This window comes from Bradyrhizobium sp. USDA 3397 (genome assembly GCF_054060965.1).
In genome coordinates, this window is sequence record NZ_JBSSDS010000001.1 from 3,062,082 (window position 1) to 3,080,913 (window position 18,832).

16 protein-coding genes and 1 pseudogene are annotated in these 18,832 nt (G+C 65.0%); 10 read left to right on the forward strand and 7 right to left on the reverse strand.

Annotated elements, in window-relative coordinates; genetic code table 11:
• Nucleotides 1–58: 58 nt before the first annotated feature.
• Nucleotides 59–424, forward strand: coding sequence for a nuclear transport factor 2 family protein (locus ACVWYQ_RS14495; RefSeq protein ID WP_271538452.1), 366 nt, complete (start codon nucleotides 59–61; stop codon nucleotides 422–424).
• An 11-nt stretch (nucleotides 425–435) separates the two neighbouring features.
• On the opposite strand, the gene ACVWYQ_RS14500 is transcribed toward ACVWYQ_RS14495, so the two are convergent.
• The gene (locus tag ACVWYQ_RS14500) at nucleotides 436–1,380 is read right to left on the reverse strand and encodes a hypothetical protein (RefSeq protein ID WP_271538454.1); all 945 of its coding nucleotides are present in this window, start codon (nucleotides 1,378–1,380) and stop codon (nucleotides 436–438) included.
• Between the two features lie 284 nt (nucleotides 1,381–1,664).
• Here ACVWYQ_RS14500 and ACVWYQ_RS14505 point away from each other — a divergent pair, with 284 nt between their 5' ends.
• The 3 genes from ACVWYQ_RS14505 to ACVWYQ_RS14515 all read left to right on the forward strand — a co-directional run bounded on the left by ACVWYQ_RS14505 (nucleotide 1,665) and on the right by ACVWYQ_RS14515 (nucleotide 5,289).
• Nucleotides 1,665–2,225: a TetR/AcrR family transcriptional regulator gene (locus tag ACVWYQ_RS14505; RefSeq protein ID WP_271538456.1), complete on the forward strand. Its 561-nt coding sequence runs from the start codon at nucleotides 1,665–1,667 to the stop codon at nucleotides 2,223–2,225.
• Nucleotides 2,226–2,295: 70 nt separating this feature from the next.
• On the forward strand, nucleotides 2,296–3,156 hold the full coding sequence (locus ACVWYQ_RS14510; protein WP_271538458.1) for a DMT family transporter: 861 nt from the start codon (nucleotides 2,296–2,298) through the stop codon (nucleotides 3,154–3,156).
• Between the two features lie 171 nt (nucleotides 3,157–3,327).
• Nucleotides 3,328–5,289, forward strand: a complete 1,962-nt coding sequence (locus ACVWYQ_RS14515; protein ID WP_271538460.1) for a putative bifunctional diguanylate cyclase/phosphodiesterase — start codon at nucleotides 3,328–3,330, stop codon at nucleotides 5,287–5,289.
• A 232-nt stretch (nucleotides 5,290–5,521) separates the two neighbouring features.
• Here the strand turns inward: ACVWYQ_RS14515 and ACVWYQ_RS14520 are convergent, their stop codons facing one another.
• The 4 genes from ACVWYQ_RS14520 to pgm all read right to left on the reverse strand — a co-directional run bounded on the left by ACVWYQ_RS14520 (nucleotide 5,522) and on the right by pgm (nucleotide 10,178).
• Nucleotides 5,522–6,502 carry a PDR/VanB family oxidoreductase gene (locus ACVWYQ_RS14520; RefSeq protein ID WP_128262965.1) on the reverse strand — a complete coding sequence of 327 codons (981 nt, stop codon included), beginning with the start codon at nucleotides 6,500–6,502 and terminating at the stop codon, nucleotides 5,522–5,524.
• Between the two features lie 11 nt (nucleotides 6,503–6,513).
• Nucleotides 6,514–7,266: a GntR family transcriptional regulator gene (locus ACVWYQ_RS14525; protein WP_271538464.1), complete on the reverse strand. Its 753-nt coding sequence runs from the start codon at nucleotides 7,264–7,266 to the stop codon at nucleotides 6,514–6,516.
• A gap of 3 nt (nucleotides 7,267–7,269) precedes the next feature.
• On the reverse strand, nucleotides 7,270–8,319 hold the full coding sequence (locus tag ACVWYQ_RS14530; RefSeq protein ID WP_271538465.1) for an aromatic ring-hydroxylating dioxygenase subunit alpha: 1,050 nt from the start codon (nucleotides 8,317–8,319) through the stop codon (nucleotides 7,270–7,272).
• A 212-nt stretch (nucleotides 8,320–8,531) separates the two neighbouring features.
• Nucleotides 8,532–10,178 carry a phosphoglucomutase (alpha-D-glucose-1,6-bisphosphate-dependent) gene (gene pgm / locus ACVWYQ_RS14535; protein WP_271538467.1) on the reverse strand — a complete coding sequence of 549 codons (1,647 nt, stop codon included), beginning with the start codon at nucleotides 10,176–10,178 and terminating at the stop codon, nucleotides 8,532–8,534.
• 163 nt (nucleotides 10,179–10,341) lie between these two features.
• On the opposite strand from pgm, the gene ACVWYQ_RS14540 reads away from it, so the two are divergent.
• Both ACVWYQ_RS14540 and ACVWYQ_RS14545 read left to right on the forward strand, forming a co-directional pair.
• Entirely contained in the window at nucleotides 10,342–11,478 is a 1,137-nt protein-coding gene (locus tag ACVWYQ_RS14540) for an alpha/beta hydrolase family protein (RefSeq protein WP_404543467.1), read from the forward strand.
• A gap of 52 nt (nucleotides 11,479–11,530) precedes the next feature.
• Nucleotides 11,531–12,301: a transglycosylase SLT domain-containing protein gene (locus tag ACVWYQ_RS14545; RefSeq protein WP_404543469.1), complete on the forward strand. Its 771-nt coding sequence runs from the start codon at nucleotides 11,531–11,533 to the stop codon at nucleotides 12,299–12,301.
• Nucleotides 12,302–12,368: 67 nt separating this feature from the next.
• Here the strand turns inward: ACVWYQ_RS14545 and ACVWYQ_RS14550 are convergent.
• Nucleotides 12,369–12,832 (reverse strand): annotated as a pseudogene (locus ACVWYQ_RS14550) (winged helix-turn-helix domain-containing protein); the annotation flags it as partial.
• Nucleotides 12,833–13,014: 182 nt separating this feature from the next.
• On the opposite strand from ACVWYQ_RS14550, the gene ACVWYQ_RS14555 reads away from it, so the two are divergent.
• Complete coding sequence (locus tag ACVWYQ_RS14555; protein WP_404543470.1) at nucleotides 13,015–13,863, forward strand: MBL fold metallo-hydrolase; 849 nt, start codon at nucleotides 13,015–13,017, stop codon at nucleotides 13,861–13,863.
• 62 nt (nucleotides 13,864–13,925) lie between these two features.
• Here the strand turns inward: ACVWYQ_RS14555 and ACVWYQ_RS14560 are convergent, their stop codons facing one another.
• Nucleotides 13,926–14,813 carry an aldose 1-epimerase family protein gene (locus ACVWYQ_RS14560; protein WP_404653448.1) on the reverse strand — a complete coding sequence of 296 codons (888 nt, stop codon included), beginning with the start codon at nucleotides 14,811–14,813 and terminating at the stop codon, nucleotides 13,926–13,928.
• A gap of 181 nt (nucleotides 14,814–14,994) precedes the next feature.
• On the opposite strand from ACVWYQ_RS14560, the gene ACVWYQ_RS14565 reads away from it, so the two are divergent.
• From ACVWYQ_RS14565 to ACVWYQ_RS14575, 3 genes are all read left to right on the forward strand, one after another.
• Nucleotides 14,995–16,098 (forward strand): glycosyltransferase family 4 protein, encoded by a 1,104-nt coding sequence (locus tag ACVWYQ_RS14565; RefSeq protein WP_404546335.1) that lies wholly within the window; start codon nucleotides 14,995–14,997, stop codon nucleotides 16,096–16,098.
• A gap of 253 nt (nucleotides 16,099–16,351) precedes the next feature.
• Entirely contained in the window at nucleotides 16,352–17,491 is a 1,140-nt protein-coding gene (locus ACVWYQ_RS14570; RefSeq protein ID WP_456725727.1) for a glycosyltransferase, read from the forward strand.
• Nucleotides 17,491–18,831: a hypothetical protein gene (locus ACVWYQ_RS14575; RefSeq protein WP_271538481.1), complete on the forward strand. Its 1,341-nt coding sequence runs from the start codon at nucleotides 17,491–17,493 to the stop codon at nucleotides 18,829–18,831. Before ACVWYQ_RS14570 ends, ACVWYQ_RS14575 begins: the two co-directional genes overlap by 1 nt.
• The last annotated feature ends 1 nt before the right edge of the window (nucleotide 18,832 follow it).

Below are 18,832 nucleotides of genomic sequence, written 5' to 3' on the forward strand. Positions count from 1 at the left end.
TTTTCGACTATCGGTCGGTATTTACCGACTATCAGTCGGTTTTAATTGTGAGGTCGCCATGCCGAGCCGAGAGATCGTCGAAGCCTTTGCCAAGCGGCTGGAGGATGGCGACTTCGTCGGCGCCATCCTCGATTACTACACTCCGGACGCCGCGACCTATGAGAACCTGGCCGAGCCCGTGGTCGGGCGCGACAAGCTCGCGGACAAGGAGCGCGGCGTGCTGGCGGCGTTCAAGAAGGTCACGGCCGTGCGGCTCGGCCCGAGCCTGATCGATGGCGACGTCGTCGCCAGCCGCTGGAAATTCTCGTTCACCCACGCCGAGGGCGCGACGCGGACATTGGAAGAGGTTGCGTGGCAGACCTGGCGAGGCAATGAGATCGCCGAGGAGCGCTTCTTCTATGATCCGAAGCAACTCGGACGCTGAGCGGGAATGCCCTATCGGTACAGCACGACCACGGCCAGGCCGACGAGAGGCGCAAGAAACTGAACCGCCTGCCATGCAGATCCGTTGATGGACCACCGTCCATAGACGATCGTGCCGGCGGGCTGTGATGACGATCCGGCCCGATCCCCGAAGGCTTTCCATCGCACCTCGGCAGGACCGAGAAAATCTTCCGGCTTGACCGCCATGTCGGCGCTGCTCAGCACCACCTGCATCATCTCGCCTTTCGGCTGGAACATGGCCTCTGCCCCGGGTGGCGCGAAGAAGCTGCGCTTCGAGGCGATGTGCTGCTCATAGAAGTCCCGCCCTACCGTGACGGCCGCAGCGTATGGACTGACGTACGGCACCCCCGAGATGCCGGGAACGACCAGATGGCCCACCCCGCGCACCTCCTGCCAGGGAATGAAGAGACCTTTGAGCCATGGCCTGTGGAAGTGGATGCCCGCGGAAGACATGGAGACGACCGCCCGATCCGCGTAAAAGTGCCGGTAAGCTGAAAACGCGATCCATCCCAATCCCAAGTAAAGCATCATCCAGCCGAAAACATTCAGCGATGGGTTCACGAGATGGCTCCAATAGAGACTGCGCATGGCGCCGACATAGCTGGAGCGGCCGCTTGGCCCGCCGACCAACACGCTGATCACACCGATCACGCCGGAGACGATGATCAGGACAAGGACGCCGATCAACAATTCCAGCAGCAAGGGCAGGCCGGACCGTCCGATCAGGCTCGTCAGTGCATAGCCTGCGAATGCCAGACCCAATAGAGCCACATAGACGACGGCCAAAACGGCTCCATTCTGGCCGCGACTCTCGGCGTTAAGCGCGACCGCAAGGCCGGCGACGCAAGCCCACATCGCCCATGGGACCCGGTCCATCCGCCACTTGTCCATCGTGTATTCGACAGTTGCCGACACGTCGGCTGAAGGCTCGCTCATGGACAGGCCCCCGGGATTTCGAACGCATCCGTGCCGACGCGGCGCATGGTCGCCTGATCGGTCCAGGAACGTATCACGCGATCAATGAGACGTCTCGATCCGCTGACGAGCAAACGGCAGCGGAGCAATTGCTGTTGACGTCCGACTGGGAAGCAGATGATCCCCAGAGCACGGTGCGCTGCGATTGCGAGGGGCTTGTCATTTATCGACTGATCGGTCTATATATCCGCATGAGGCAAAACACCCCAGCGCCGTTGCCCCGTGGCCGACCGCGAAGTTTCGACATGAACGCCGCCGTCGAACGCGCGATGGATGTGTTCTGGTCGCGCGGCTATCACGCCACGGCGCTGCCCGATCTCCTTCGTGCGACCAGGCTGTCGCGGGGCAGTCTCTACGCCGCTTTCGGTGATAAGCATTCGCTCTTCTTGCGCGCGCTCGATCGCTACATTGCGGATGCCTTGGCGCGGATGGATGTCGAATTCGATCCTCGAAACGACCCGGTCGACGGCCTGCGGGCCTATCTTGCCGGCTACGTCGAGCGCACCAGCGGCAGCAATGGTCGGCGCGGATGCCTCCTGGTGGCCACGGCCATGGAACTGGCTGGCGGGGATGCCGAAGTCGGTCGACGCGTTGCGAGCTTCTTCAAGGCGATGGAGGCCAAGGTGACGGAGGCCCTGTCCCGCGCGAAAGCGGCGGGCAGGTTGGCCGACGGCATCGAGCCAGCAACGGCCGCCCGGGTTCTCGTCTGTTTCGTTGAAGGGCTGCGCGTGGTCGGCAAGACGGCACCGGTACGAACGACATCGCAGGCCGCCGTCGACGTTCTCATCGGTCGTTTCGTCAGGTAAGGACCCCGCAATGCTTCCGCTGATGATGGGCCTATATTTGGACTGATCAGTCTTGAAAGGGACGTGCGCCATGTCTGCCATCCAGATCGTCTGCGCGATCGCCGTTCCCCTGATCTGGGGTTATCAGTTCGTGGCCATCAAGGTGGGCGTTGCGGAGTTTCCGCCGCTCTTCTTCCTCGCACTGCGCTTTCTGGCCATCGCACTGCTGCTCGTGCCGTTCGTCGCCAGGCCCACGCATCGACAGCTCGGCCCGGTCGCAGCCATTTCGCTTTTCCTGGGCGGACTGAATTTCGGGCTCTTCTACGTTGGCCTTGGGCTCGGCTCTGGAAGCATGTCGGCCGTCGCATACCAACTCGCCACGCCCTTCACCGTCCTGTTGGCCTGGCCGCTGCTGGCGGAGAGACCGTCACTTGCCACCTGCGCCGGGGTGATGCTTGCATTCGTCGGCGTGACCGTGTTGGCGGCGGAGCCGGGCCAGTCCGCGAATCCCCTTCCGCTGCTGCTTGTGGTCGGAGCAGCTTTCGCCTTCGCGGTATCCAACGTGCTGACGAAACGCTACGGCCCCTTTGACCCCTTGATGCTGATGGGATGGTCGTCGCTGCTCACGGTGCCGCAGGTCATGTTGATGTCGCTGCTGCTGGAGTATGGACAAGCGGCGAGCCTTGCGACAGCGGGCGAACGGGGCTGGCTGGCGCTCGCCTACACGATCTTCGTGGGAGGAATTGTCGGGTTTGGCCTCTGGTTCTGGCTGATCGCCCGTTGCTCGATGGTCCGCGTCGCGCCCTTCGGTCTGCTGCTTCCGGTGTTCGCCTTGCTTTCGAGCGTACTGTTTCTCGGCGACCGACTGACGCCGAAGCTGATCGTCGGCGGACTGCTCGCGATGTCGGGGGTCGCCATCACTCAGCTGAGGCCGCGCCCTCGCCCCGTTTGATGTCCGGCTTGCCGGGCGTTTGTATCGATTTGTTATCGATACTTCGTGATGAACACGCAGAAGTGGTGGCGGCCGGCGCGCCAAACGGGGGATAATTCATAGTTCGTCAAAGGTTTGCGGCGAATTCTCGGTTACGCGCCCGACGAAAGACGCTCGCTGCCAGGCTCCTTAATGCGGACTCGAACGACCAACTATGTCGCACGGCTGTTCGCCGGCGATCTGTCGGCCTTTGGCGGTCCCGCAACCGACGAGGCGGTGGCCGGGCATATCCGCGCCGAGCAGATGTCGCTGGTGCTCGGCTATTCGGTCGGGATCATGCTGGCCAATGCCTGCAACGCCATTGTGCTAGCCATCGCGCTGTGGCAGTCGCCGGACAGGATGCCCGCCCTGATCTGGGCGGCGGCTGTCGCCAGCGCCGCGATCGGATTTGGCCTGCAATCCCACGTCGCGCGCCGCATCACCAAGCCGCAATTCGTCTCGCGTCGCGCGATGTATCGGCTGGTGCGCAACGCCTTCATCCTCGGCGCGGCCTGGGGCATCGTCCCGGTCGCCTTCTTCGCCGACGCTTCCAGCGGCGGCCAGCTCGTCATTACCTGCCTGTGCGCGGGCATGCTGGCCGGCGGCGCGCTCGCCTTCGCGACCATCCCGATCGCGGCGATCGCCTTCACGGCGCCGATCTTCCTAGGCATCGCCATCTGCCTCGGCCGGAACGGCGATCTCGCCTTTCTCCTCATCGCCTTTCTCGTCGTGATCTACGGCAGCGTCCTTTTGCGCGGCGTGTTCGTCAATTCGTTCTCGTTCGCGCGGCGCGTCATCCGGCAGATCGAGGCCGAGCGCACGGTGCGGCTCGATCCCCTGACCCACCTGCCCAACCGCGTCGCCTTCAACGAAACGCTCGATGCCGCGCTCAAGCGGCTGGCGCTATCGGGCGAGGAATTCGCGGTGCTCCTGCTCGATCTCGACCGCTTCAAGGAGGTCAACGACCAGTTCGGCCATCCCGCCGGCGACGAATTCCTGGTCCAGGTCGCCAGCCGCCTGCAACGCTGCACGCGCGCCGCCGAGCACGTCGCGCGGATCGGCGGCGACGAGTTCGCGCTGGTGATGGCCAATCTGACACGGCCCGAGGATGCGCTCGAGATCGCCGAACGCTTCGTCGCGGCGTTCAGCGAGCCGTTCCAGATCGAGGGCCGCCAGATGGTCGGCGCGATCAGCGTCGGCATCGTGCTGGCGCCACGCGACGGCAACACGCCGCTCGACCTCATGAAGAATGCCGATGCCGCGCTCTACCGCGCCAAGAAGGTGGGGCCGGGCACGGTCTGCTTCTTCGAACAGGCCGACGACAAATCGTCCCGCGAGCGCAAGGCGCTGCAAGCGGACCTCGCAGGCGCGATTGCGCGCAACGAGCTGTTTCTGGTGTTCCAGCCGTTCCTCGATCTCGGCACCAACCGGATCACCGGCTTCGAGGCGCTATTGCGCTGGCAGCATCCTTCGCGGGGGCTGGTACCGCCGAGTGAATTCATACCAATCGCGGAGGAGACCGGGCTGATCCACGAGATCGGCGAATGGGTCATCCGCCGCGCCTGCGCGACGGTTGCGGATTGGCCGGAAGAGATCAGGGTCGCCGTGAATTTCTCGGCCGCGCAATTCCACAACACCGCCATCCTCCAGACCATCGTGCAGGCGCTCGCCGACGCCAGGATCGCCCCGCATCGGCTCGAGATCGAGATCACGGAATCGATGCTGCTGGCGAAATACGGTTCGGCCGCGACGGTCCTGAACGCGCTGCTGGAGCTCGGTGTCACCCTCGCGCTCGACGATTTCGGCACCGGCTTCTCCTCGCTGACCTACCTCCGCAAGCTGCCGTTCAGCCGCATCAAGATCGACCAGTCCTTCATCCGCGACATGCTGGTGCAGCCGGACTGCGCGGCCATCGTGAAATCGGTGATCTCGCTTGCGAGCGATTTGCGGATCGGCGTCGTTGCGGAGGGGGTCGAGACCGCCGACCAGCTCGAATATCTCAGGCAGATCAGTTGCGACGAGGTGCAGGGCTATCTGATCAGCCGGCCGGTGGCCGCGGATGGGGTGATGGCGCTGCTGGAGACGAAGAAATATCGGGCGATCCACGCGGCGTAGGGCTCTACCGATTGGTCCTTCGTAGCCCGGATGGAGCGGAGCGCAATCCGGGACGAGTGTGCGCCGGAGCAACACCGCCCCGGATTTCGCTGCGCTCCATCCGGGCTACAGGGATTCCCCCAGAGGAGAGAACCCTCACCCGCGCCTTCGGCGCGACCTCTCCCGCAAGCGGGAGAGGTGGAGCCCGCGGCGCCGTCTGCTTGCTCCTAGGAGAGTCCCGCTCCGGCCTCCTTCAAACCGCATCCGCGCGCAGCAACGTATCTACCGTGATCGTGCCGCGCGCCCGAGAGACGCAGGTGCAGATCTTGTGGTTGCTCTTCTTCTCGTGGTCGCTGAAGAAGACGTCGCGATGGTCGATCTCGCCGTCGACGTCGACCACGTCGATGGCGCAGAGGCCGCATTCGCCGCGCTTGCAATCGGATATCACCTCAAAGCCGCTGGCATTGAGCACGTCGAGCATCGAGCGCTCGCGCGGGATCTCGAGCTCGACACCGGAGTCCTTGAGGCGCACCGTGAACGTTTCGGTCGGCAGCGTACCGCTGGAGCCGAAGGTCTCGTAGCGGAGATCGGGGAGCGGATGGCCGGCGCCGATCCAGGCATGGCGTGCGGCGTCGAGCATGCGCATCGGGCCGCAGAAGAGCGTCAGCGTGCCTTGCGGTAATGAGGCGAACAGCGCGTCGAGATCGAGCCGGCTGCCCTCGTCGCTGGCATGAACCACGAGACGATCGCCAAGCATTGCGCCGAGATCGTCGAGATAGGCGGCCTCGCGGCGCGAGCGTACGGCATAATGCAGCGTGACATCCGCCCCGCGCCGCGCCAGCGCCTGCGCGGCGCCGAGGATCGGGGTGATGCCGATGCCGCCGGCAATCAGGCAATAATTGTCGCGGGTCCAATCGACCGCGAGCAGCGAGGCGGGCTGGGTGATGTCGAGCCGCGCGCCCGGCTGCAAGGACCACATGTAGCGGGAGCCGCCACGGGAATCCTCGGCGCGGCGCACAGCAATTCGGAGGCCGTGCGAGGAGACCTCACCGACCAGCGAATAGGACCGCGTCTCCGGCAGGCCGTCGATGGTGATGCTGACATTGATGTGGCTCCCGACCGGATAGGCCGCGGCCTCGAACTGATCCGGCTTGATCAGGAATTCGCGGACGTTCGGGGTGAGATCGCGGGTGGTGACGAGCGTTGCCGGGGTCCAGGTCTCGATGAAGCGCATGGTGACTGCCCTCAATCGGTTGCGGTCTTGAGCAGCGCGAGCGCCGGCAAGAGGTCGAGATGGGTGCGGTTGCGCAGCGCGAGCCGCAGGTTTCGCACCGCGAGCCGGGCATGCTCGCGCATGACGGCCTCGGCGCGCGCGCCTTCGCGGTTCTCGATGGCGTCGATCACGACGCGATGGTGCTCCTGGGCGATGATCAGGATCTGCTGCGCCTCCGGCAGCGCCGATTGCGCCATCACGAAGCCGCTCGGCGAGGCAAACGGCAGCGCCGAGGCGCGGTCGATCTGCCGGATCAGCGGGGGGCTGCGCGACAGTTCCGTGAGCTGGGCGTGGAAGCGCGCATTCAGCGCGACGTAGGACGAGAAGGCATCGACCGAGATCGGCACCTGCCCCAGCAGCTCGTCGATCGCAGCAAGGCACTCCTTCAGCGGCTCGAGCTCGCGCGCGGAGACGCCGCGCTCGGCGGCAAAGCGCGCCGCCAGGCCTTCCAGTGTGCCGCGCAGCTCGATGGAATCGGAGATGTCGCGCTCCGAAAACGCCTTCACCATGAAGCCGCCGGAGGGGATCGCCTCCAACAGCCCCTCCTCCTCCAGCCGCACCAGCGCCATGCGCACCGGCGTGCGCGAGGCGCCTGTCGTCTCCACCGCCTGCAGCTCGGAGATGCGCTCGCCCGGCCGCAAGGCGCCCGACAGGATCTGGTCGCGCAGCGCGAGCTGCGCCTTCACGGTTTGCGAGATGGAGCGGTCGACCTCACGCTCGGCCATGTTCTACTCCGCGGCCTGAAGGTGCTTTGGGGCGTTCTCCTTCGCCACCATCCGGTCGATCAGCTTGCGCGACCACATCGCGCCGGCGTCGATGTTGAGGTTGTAGAAGATGCGGTCGGGGTTTTCGTCCATCGCGCGCTGCTGCGCTTCGAGGATCAGCTCGTCCTCGCGGAAGATGCCGGAGACGCCCTCGCGGATCTCGGTGGTGAGGCGCTGCTCACCGAGACGATAGTTGCGGACGAAAGACCAGAAGTAATGACAGGTCTTCTCGGTCTCCGGCGTGATGGTGTTGAGCACGAAGCCGTTGACGCCTTGCGAGCGGTCGCCTTCCGGTGCACCGGTCCCCGTCGGCGCGACGCCGACGTCGATCGCGATGGTGCACGGCGCCTCGAAGCGGATGATCTGCCAGCGGTCGACGAGGCCGGGCTTGCCGAGCTGCTTGGCCCAGAACGGCGGCGGCTCGATGCCCCGCATCCAGCGCGTCACCGTTACCGTCTTCTCGCCGTGGGTGACGTCGAACGGCGCCTCGGCGACGGCGTCGTTACCGATGGAGGAGCCGTGCACGAAGGTCTCATGGGTGAGGTCCATGAGATTGTCGAGCACGAGGCGGTAGTCGCATTTGACGTGGATGGTCTTGCCGTCGCCGGCCCAGGCCGGATCGTGATTCCAGTGCATGTCGGGGACGAGCGCGGGATCGGCGAGCGCGGGATCGCCCATCCAGAGCCAGACGTAGCGGTGACGCTCGACCACGGGATAGGCACGCACGCAGGCCGAGGGATTAATGGTCTCCTGCGAGGGCATGAAGGTGCAGCGGCCCTGCGCATTGTACTTGAGACCGTGATAGCCGCAGACGACGGTGTCGCCTTCAAGCCGGCCCTTGGACAGCGGCACCAGGCGATGCCAGCAGGCGTCCTCCAGCGCGGTCACCGTGCCGTCGGCCTTGCGATACATCACGACATGCTTGCCGCAGATCGTTCGCGGCAACAGCGCCGCCTTGACGTCGGCGTCCCACGCCGCGGCGTACCAGGCGTTCATGGGGAAGGGTTTTGTCATGTCTCACTCCCACGGCTTATGAATACGTTATGTATACAATAGCTGAAGGATAGAATTGTTCAAGATAGAATCAGCTCTACCTCAATACCTTTATCCTTGTGATTGTATACATAGCGGGGGAATGACCGCGTCCGGCTCCGGCTCCGCTTACCCTCCCCTGGAGGGAGGGCCCTCCAGGGGAGGGTAGGACAGCGGCGACCTCTCGGAACAACTTACGCCGCGAACACCTTGGCTAGGCCCGCCTGGGCGTCCTCCTGGATCCGTTTCAGGTGCTCGGGGCTGCGGAAGCTTTCGGCGTAGATCTTGTAGACGTCCTCGGTGCCGGACGGGCGCGCCGCGAACCAGCCGAAATCGGTTTCGACCTTGATGCCGCCGAACGGCTGGCCGTTGCCGGGCGCCTTGCTCAGCGTCGCACGAACGGGATCGCCGGCGAGGTCCTTGAGGCCGAGCTGCTCCGGCGTGAGGGACTTCAGGATGTTCTTCTGCGGCCCGGTGGCGGCAACGTCGATGCGGGCGTAATGCGGCATGCCGAACTCGGCGGTGAGATCATTGAAGATCTGGCTGGGATCGCGGCCGGTCTTGGCCATGATCTCGGCAGCGAGCAGGCCGAGGATGACGCCGTCCTTGTCGGTGGTCCACACCGCGCCGTCGCGGCGCAGGAACGAGGCCCCTGCACTCTCCTCGCCGCCGAAGCCGAAGCCGCCGGTGACGAGGCCGTCGACGAACCATTTGAAGCCGACCGGCGTCTCCACCAGCTTGCGGCCGAGCTTTTTGGCGACGCGGTCGATGATCGAGCTCGACACCACGGTCTTGCCGATCGCGGCATCCTTGCCCCAATCCGGACGGTGCGCGAACAGGTAGGAGATCGCGGTCGCCAGGTAATGGTTCGGATTCATCAACCCGCCGGTGCGCGTGACGATGCCGTGGCGGTCGGCGTCGGTGTCGTTGGCAAAGGCGACGTCGAAGCGGTCGCGCATGCCGATCAGGCTCGCCATCGCGTAAGGCGAGGAGCAGTCCATGCGGATCTTGCCGTCCCAGTCCACCGTCATGAAACGGAAGGTCGGGTCGATCGCCTCGTTCACGACCGTTGCGTTGAGGCCATAGCGCTCGATGATCGGATGCCAGTAATGCACGGCGGCGCCGCCGAGCGGATCGATGCCGATCTTGACGCCGGCGGATTTGACGAGGTCGAGATCGACGACATTGCCGAGATCGGCGACGTAAGGCGTGATGAAGTCGTAGGCGTGGACATTGGCGGCCTTGCGCGCCTTGGCATAGTCGATGCGCTTCACGTCCTCGAGCTCGCCGGCGAGATAGGCGTTGGCGCACTTCTCGACGGCAGCGGTCACGTCCGTATCGGCCGGGCCGCCATGAGGCGGATTGTATTTGTAGCCGCCATCCTCGGGGGGATTGTGCGAGGGGGTGATGACGACGCCGTCGGCGAGGCCGCTGGTGCGGCCTTTGTTATAGGTGAGGATCGCATGCGAGATGACGGGCGTCGGCGTGTAGCCGCCATCCTTGTCGATCATGACCTCGACGCCGTTGGCGGCGAACACCTCGATGGCGCTTGCAAGCGCCGGCTCGGCCAGCGCATGGGTATCGATGCCGATGAAGAGCGGGCCGGTCAGGCCCTTCTCCTTGCGGTAATCACAAATCGCCTGCGTGGTGGCGAGGATGTGGCCTTCGTTGAAGGTGTTCTTGAATGAGGTGCCGCGATGGCCCGACGTGCCGAATGCCACGCGCTGTGCCGGATCGGACGCATCCGGCTTGCCGGCGAAATAGGCCGTCACCAGCCGCGGAATATTGGTGAGCGCGTCCGGCGAGGCCTGCTTGCCCGCCGCGGGATGAACATCAGCCACTGGAATACCCTCGTCCTGTCGTGAGTGCGGGACACCATAGCATCGGCCAAGCCCCCGCCAAGAGCACAACACGCGCGAGCGGGAAGGCGTTCCTTGGCGGCGTTGCAGTCCCGATGAGCGGCCTTCGTGCTATGCTCGGCAGCACCGCCCGTCGAATCGTCTCATGATCCCTTCGCGCAAGCTGCTCGTGCTGATCGCCGGCCTCGCCCTGGCCGGTGCACCGGCGCGCGCCGCGGAGTTCTACACCGAGGACCTGCGCATCCCGATGGCGGAGGCCGGACCGCAGGGGCTGGAGGCCTTTCTGGTCCGACCAGTGGGGACCAAGCGCTATCCGCTGGCGCTGCTCAGCCACGGCTCGCCGCGCAAGTTCGAGGACCGCGCGACCATGTCGGCGCACAGATATTATGGCATCGCGCTGGAATACGCCCGGCGCGGCTTTGCGGCGCTGGTGGTGATGCGGCGCGGCTACGGCACCTCGCCGGGCGGGCGCGTCGACAGCGTCGGCAGTTGCGCAAGGGCCGCGTACCTGCCGGCGGCCGCCGTCGCGGTTGCCGATCTGCGCGCCGCGATCGATGCGATGGCGCACCGGGCCGACGTGACGACATCGGGCATGATCGCGGCCGGCCATTCCGCAGGCGGCCTTGCAACGGTGGCGCTGAGCGCACAGGCGCCGGCGGGCCTCGTCGCCGCGATCAATTTTGCCGGCGGCCGCGGCTCGCGCGAGACAGAGGATGTCTGCAATCCGGATGGGCTGGTGCAGGCCTTCGCCACCTTCGGCAAGACCTCGCGCGTGCCCATGCTGTGGGTCTATGCCAGCAACGATTCCTATTTCGGTCCCGATCTCGCGCGCCGGCTTCATGACGGGTTTCGCGCCGGCGGCGGCAATGCGAGCTTCGTGGGGGCACCGGCTTACGGCGAAGACGGGCATTATCTCTATTCGGTCGCGGGCCGGCCGCAATGGACGCCGTATCTCGACGCCTTCCTGCGCGAGCGCGGGCTCGGCCATGACCTGTTGAGCCTGCCCGATCCGCTGCCGCCGCCACGCCAGCTCAACGAGGCCGCGCGGGCCGAGTTCGCGCGCTATCTCGCCAGCCTGCTGCCGCACAAGGCCTTTGCGGTGTCGCCGAACGGCGGCTACGGCTGGCGCGCTGGACGTGCGACGACCGAGGAGGCCCGGCGCGACTCGCTGGCAGCCTGCATGAAATGGTCGCCCAGCTGCACGCTCTATGCGGTCGATGACCAGCTGGCGGAGCCGTCGCAGGCCAGTTCCACCGACCAGAGCGCCCGCGCGCGACCGTGACGCACACACGCCTGAGGCCGGTTTGTTAACTCCGGCGCTCTATGACAAGCCCATGCTGCGGGATCGGGCACGCTTCATTCTCGGCGCGACGTGGAAGCACGTCGCGGTCGTCCTGCTCGTGTCGACTCCGATCGGCGCACATGCGGCCGACGGCAGCAGCGAGCTCGGCGCCGGCGAAACGCCGTCGTCGCGGGCCACGATCCGGAAGATCATCGAGAGGGAAACCAAGAACACCAATCTGCCGGCCGATATCGCCGAGGCGGTCGTCTTCGTCGAAAGCGGCTACAACCCGGCGGTCATCGGCAGCGCGGGCGAAATCGGCCTGATGCAGGTGCGCCCCGAGACCGCGGCGATGCTGGGCTTCCGCGGCAGCAGCGCGGAGCTGGCCGAACCCGACGTCAACATCCATTACGGGGTGCTCTATCTCAGCCAGGCCTGGCGGCTTTCGGGCGGGGATCTCTGCCGCGCCCTGATGAAATACCGGGCGGGTCATGGCGAAGAGGAGATGACCGCGCGGTCGCAGGTCTATTGCAACCGGGCCCGCAACCGGCTTGTCGCGATGAGCGCGATGCCGGGAGAACGCGAAACTGCGGCTGCTCCGGATCCGGCGTCCACGGTTGCAGCTGCCGCTGCGGTTGCGGCCGCGGCGCCCGTGAAACCGGCGAGCCGCCCGAAGATGCCGGTGCAGCCCAAGGCGGTCTATGCTCGTTATCGTCAAGGCACCGCGGCCGCCAGCCGCGCCTATTGGGCCGCCCATGAGGCCAGGGTCGGCCAGATCAAGGCGCGCATCGAAGCACGTTGGAAGCGCGTCGCGTCGCGCTGACGGCGATGTCCTATTGTCTGAGCATGATCTTGCCGGAAAACCGCTGCACGCTTTTCCGGATCATGCGCTACAGCCGCTCGCTGAGCGCGAGCTTGTAGCCGACGCCGGTGACGGTCGCGATCACGGGCGTGCCGCTGCCGACGAGCTTGCGGCGCAGCCGCGCCACCAGCGCATCGACGGTGCGGATGTCGACCTGGCCTGGCGATTACTGACCACCTCGATCAGATAGTCGCGGCTGAGCGGCCTGCCGTCGGCGCCGACGAGCGCCGCCAGCAGGTCGAATGCGGCGCGCGTCAGCGCCACCGGCCTGCCGTCATTGCCAAGCAATTCGCGCCGGGTCAGGTCGATGATCCAGTCGCCGAACGCGATCGAATTGTGGCTGCGCGCCGCCTTGCGGTCGATCGAGCGGCGCCGCAGCACGCTGCGCGCACGCGCGAGCAGATCGCGCAGGTTGATCGGCTTGGTGACGTAATGGTCGCCGGCGACCTCGAGGCCGAGGATGCGGTCGACGTCGGTGTCGCGCCGCGTCACATTGGTCATGCTCTTGGCACATTAAGTATGAATTGGCCCACAATTCTCATTCCGCGCACCGTCGCGCCGACAGCCTCTCGATTCGGAACATCAGCTCGTACTTCGAGCGGCCGCCTGCGGCTTGCTCCCCTGTGAGCTTCGCATCTACTGTGCCTCCAAAAGCCTGCACTCGGAGGTGGCGCATGGAGGTCATACTGCTCGGCACCGGCGGCCCGCGCCCGGACCCGCGCCGCATGGCGACGACCACGCTGATAAGGCTTGGCGAGGAGAACATCCTGTTCGACGCCGGTCGTGGCGTCATGGTGCAGCTTCACAAGGCGGGCGTGCCGCTCGGCGCCATCAACACGGTCTTCCTCACCCATCACCATTTCGATCACATCGGTGATCTCTACGATGTGATGTTGAATTCGTGGATGCACGGGCGCAAGGACGCGTTGCGCGTCTACGGGCCGCCCGAGACCGAACGCCTCGTCAACACGCTGGTCACGCAGGTCTACGACAAGGACATCGCCTGGCGCGACCAGGGCGAGCCGACCTTCGGCGGCTGGAAGCCCGTCGCCGCAACGGACATCATTCCAGGCCCCGTGGTCGACACCGGTCGCTGGAAGATCAGTGCCGAACTGGTCTCGCATGGCGACGGCCTCGACATGTCGCCGGCCTTTCTGGCGCGCTGGATGTGTCTCGGCTATCGCTTCGAAGCGGAAGGCAAGGTCATTGCTATTTCCGGCGACACCGTCCCCTGCCCCGGGCTCGAGCGGCTGGCCGAGGGAGCCGACCTGCTGGTGCAGTGCTGCTTCCTCGCCACGCCGGAGATCAACAACGAACATTTGCGCCGGCTCGCGAAATATACGATCGCCTGCGGCGACACCGTCGGGAAGATCGCGGCCAAAGCCGGCGTCAAGAAGCTCGCGCTGACCCATCACCGTCCGCGCACCGACGATGCCATGCTGAACGCATTGCTTGATGACGTCAGGCGGGACTATGCAGGACCCGTCGTGGTCGGCGAGGATCTCACGCGCATCGAGGTCTGAGGATGATCGAAGATCGAAGCACGCGCGCCGCAACAAATCATGCGTGCGGAAGCCGTTCGGCGTCAGGACGATCCGACCTCGATCCGGTAGGATAACTCTTCCTCAGCGCCCGGCGCGATGTGCATCAGTCCCGGCTTGTCGGCGAACTCGCCATGGAAGCCGGCGGGACTTGCGTAGCCGCGCCAGGGCTCGATGCAGAGGAACGGCGCGCCTGACGGTTTCGACCAGACGCCGAGCTCGCGAAATCCGCGCCAGGACATTTTCAGCCATGGCCCGGTCGATGCACCTCCCGCCGCGGCATAGCGGACCGAAGTGCTCTCGATGCGGTCAAGGATGATGGCGTCGTCGACGAACAGGGAGTCCGACAAGGGAAGCGAGGTGCCTTTGACCGGGCTCGGCTCCGCTGCCGGCCGCAGCAATCCACCTTCGAGACGGCGGACCGGAGACGGTTCGGCGCTCGCGAAAGTCAGCGCATGGCTCTCCTTCGCCGCGCCGGGCTGCAGCGGCCAATTGAAGGCGGGATGACCGCCGAGCGAGGCCGGCAACGTCTCCTTGCCGGTGTTGGCGATCGTGAGCGTCAGATCGAGGCCGGACTCATCGAGAGCATAGGCCGCCGTCAGCCGGAACGGGAACGGATAGAGCGCGCGCGTCGTCTCATTGTCCTCGAGCACCAGGGTGCAACGGCTCTCGCCGCGTTCTGCCCACGCAAAGCGGCTGTCGCGGGCGAAGCCGTGCTGCGTCATCCGATACGTCTTGCCCTGATGCCGCAATTCGTCGTTGGCAAGGCGCCCGACGATCGGAAACAGCAGCGGCGCGTGACGCGGCCATTCCGGCCCCGCCTGCCAAAGGAATTCGGTGCCGCCGCCCTTCAGCGAGCAGAGCTCGGCGCCGTGCGCCTTGACGGTCGCGGTGAGCGAGCCGCAGCGGAAGGAGTGGGTGTCATCGGTCATGGCCGACCTCTACACCCCGGCCTGGCACGCAGCAAGGCGACGCCGGGCCATGCAGGCGGCGCCTCCGAGCCATGCCCGGCTGCGTCATATTTCTGTACCTAACGATTGCTCACGTGCGGCTCCTCCACCGCGAGCTCCCCGCGAACCCGGCCGGAACTCCATGAACCATCGTGGTCCTCAATTGAAATTCTTCATCAACGGCCGCTTTCTGTCGCAAAAGCTCACGGGCGTGCAGCGCTATGCCGCTGAAATGGTCAAGGCAATCGACGTGCTGCTCGCGTCGGAGCAGATTCCGGCCTCGCTGCGCAACGCAGACTGGCAATTGTTGAAGCCCGCGGATGCAAGCGAGGAACTTAATCTCGACCGGATCAAGATTCGCGCTGTCGGCCGGTTGCATGGGCACGCGTGGGATCAAATCGATCTCGCCCGCGCTGCCGCCGGAGGCCGCTTGATCAGCCTGGCCAATTCCGGGCCTGTCTTCCATCGCGACCATATTGTCGTGCTTCACGACGCCCAGGTCTTTCGCAGGCCCGACTTCTTCAATTGGCGCTATCTGACCGTCCATCGCACGATGGGCCGGATGCTCGCGCGGCACGCAAGCATCGCAACGGTGTCGGGATTTTCCCGCAAGGAGCTTGCGGACGTGCTGAATCTCTCGGCATCGCGCATTCCCGTCTTCCCCAACAGCGCCGAGCACTTTGCAGCCACGAAGCCCGATCCCAGCATCCTGGCCCGACTTGGCGTTCAGCCGCAGAAGTTCTTCCTCTTCGTGGGCTCGAAAACCAAGAACAAGAATCTGTCCGTCGCGATCCGCGCCATCCAGCTGCTCGACCGGGCCGACGTTCCCCTGGTCATTGTCGGCGGCGATAACAGCAAGGTCTTTCAGGATAATTCGGGCGAAGGGGCTTCCGGCCTGGTGCTGGCCGGCCGTCTGACCGACAGCGAGATTGCCGCGCTCTATGCGCACGCATCGGCCTTCGTGTTTCCCTCGCTCTACGAGGGGTTCGGCGTGCCGCCGCTCGAAGCCATGATCTTCGGCTGCCCGGTGATCGCCTCGAGGGCCGACGCCGTCGTGGAGACGTGCGGCGACGCGGCTGCGTATTTTGACGCCACTGATGCCGATGCGCTGAAGCAGCTCATGCTCGAAAGATTGGCAATCGGCGCGATCTCGGACCAGGAACGCCGGCGGCAACAGGATCGCCTTGCACTCTATTCGTGGAAGAAATCGGCGAAGACGTTGCTCGATCACCTCGCAGTGCCGGCGAACGTCGCCAGCGCTGCGTGAAACGAGGCGCGGTTCGCCTATCGCGCGCAACGGTTCTTGCACAAACGGTTTGCAACTCGCAGCTCTTTGCCTGGTTCCATGATTCTTTTTCTTCGTTCTTGCGGTGATCGCAAGCACGAGTGCCTTGGCGCAACATCACCACATCGCTGCCCCAATATCGCTACGTATTCGAGGAACTGTGTTTCGCACTAGCGAACACAGAACAGGGATACAGATGTCCGGCTCTCCAACGCGGCCCTACGCAAGGCAAACGATGAAAGTGCTGCACATCGCCGAAACGATCCGTGGCGGGATCGCGAGCTATCTGAACGAGTTGCATCCTCAGCAGCAGGCCAGCTTCGGTGCCGAGAACGTGCACTATGTTGTACCGTCGGATCATCGGGGCGACCTCGGTGCGATCGATGACAACCAGATTACAACATTCGAACGATCCGGCCGCAGCGTCGCCGGCCTATTCCAGATGCTGCGTGCCACCATGCAAGCGCTGGATGCCTTCAGACCGGACGTGGTGCACCTGCATTCTTCCTTTGCAGGGCTCGTGCTCCGGCCCGCGCTCGCAGCCCGCTCGGGCGGACCGCGCGTCGTCTATTGTCCGCACGGCTGGGCATTTTCGCGCGAGACCGGCCGCTTCAGTCATAAGCTGACGAAGGCGGCGGAGAACCTGCTTGCGCGCACCTCGGACCGAATCATCTGCATCTCCGGCGACGAGTATAGCGAGGCGGTGCGCGCGGGAATTCCTGCCGACCGCCTCACCGTGGTCCACAACGGCATCTCGAAGAGCCGCACGCCGCAGCCCGTCGCGGCTGACTGGACCTCGAAGAAGGTCAAGGTGCTGTTCATCGGACGCCTGGACCGGCAGAAGGGGTTCGATCTGCTGATCGAAGCGGCACGCGCGCTCGAGGATGTGCTGGACGTCCGCATGATCGGCGCCTCCGTCGTCAACAAGTACGAAGGTCCGACCGTCCCGTCCAACGTGTCCCTGTTGGGCTGGCTCGACCGCCCGACCATCGAGACCCAGCTCGAGGCCGCCGACCTCGTCGTGATTCCGTCACGTTGGGAAGCCTTTGGCCTCGTTGCGCTCGAAGCGATGCGGGCGGCCAAGCCCATCCTGGCGTTCCGTAGCGGAGCTTTGCCCGAGATCGTCGTCGATGGCGTGACCGGCGTGCTTTGCGAACCCGTCGCGGTCCAGCCGCTCGTGGATGGTTTCCGGCGCGCACTCGATCTCGATCTCAAGGTGCTGGGGCAGCGCGGCTACGACCGGTTCAAGCAGCTCTATGACGTCGAGAAGACGCATGCGCAATTGCAGCAGGTCTATGTCGAGCTGCTTCAGGACGACCAGACGCCCGTCGCAGCGAAGGCGGGGCTGCAGTCGGATCTCTCCAAGAATTTCTGATGGCTGCACCGCTCCCACGCACTTTGGTTCGCGACAGCCTCCGCCTCGCGAGCCTCATCGCATCCATTCTCCTTCCGGTCTCGGTCTGCGCACAGCAGGCGCAACCGCTCGATGCCCGATTCCTGCTCGGGGTCGGCACGCATCAGGGGCTGGGCGGCCCGGTGAGCGCGCGCGGATACGTGCCTTCGGAAAACGTCGCCCAGATCAAGCAACTCGGTCTCAATTCCTTTCGCGATGATTTTCCCTGGTCCGAGTTCGAGGTTGGGGGACGCCGGATGGGCTTCACACCCCGACTGGGCAGGCTCGAAGCGCAGGTCAAGGCCGGCGTCGCGCGCCCTCTCCTGATCCTCGCCTTCGGCCATCATCTCGTTCCGAATTCCTCGCCACCGACGACCGACGAGGCGCGGCAGCGGTTCGCCGATTATGCGGCGGCGGCGGCGCAATCGGTGGTGGCGCAGCATCCGCTGTTCGAGCTCTGGAACGAATGGAACCTGGCGGCGAAGAAAGATCCTGCGTTCTCGCCGGAAAACTATCGGGCGCTTGCCGAGGTCACGCGGCCGGTAGTCAAGCGGGTGGCGCCAAATGCGCCGTTCTTGGTGGGCGCGCTCGGCGACGATCTGGGCTGGACATGGACCGAGAAGATGCTGCGGACCGGCATTCTTCAATATGCGGACGGCGCATCGATCCATCTCTACAATTTCTGCATGGGCCCGAGCAAACGCACCTCGGCCGAAATCATAGAGCGGCTCACGGCGTTTCACCGCCTGGTCGGCCAGGCCAGCGGAAACCCCGATTTTCCGATCTATGTCACCGAGACCGGGTGGACCACGGCTGCCACCAATAAATGCGGCGTCAGCGAACAAGCCCAGTCCGACAATACGGCACAGCTCATCTTGTGGGCATCGACCGCGGCGCGCTGGCTCAAAGGAATGTGGTTCTACGAACTCAAGGACAGTGGAAAGGACGCATCGGACCTGGAGCACAATTTCGGGCTCTACCGTTTCGACAATTCGCCGAAGCCGGTCGCCTGCGCGGTTCAGGGCGCCTGGGCTTTCATCCGCTCCAGCCTGAGCGCCGAGAAACGCGAGCTCGCCACCGGCGTCGTGTCGATCAATGCAACGACGACGTCCGGCGCCAGAGTTGCGGTGTGGTCCGAGACTCCCGAGCGGCGTTACGAGGTCCGGATCAAGGGCGATCAGGACGGCGCAACCTTTGCGATGCCGTGCGACTCGGCCGCAAGACCTGCGTCCGGTGCCTGGATTCCGGTTTCGACCACGCCGGTCCTCATTGCAGCGAGCAACGGTGCCATGCCCGCTTTGGAGATAAGGCCGGCGCGGTAAG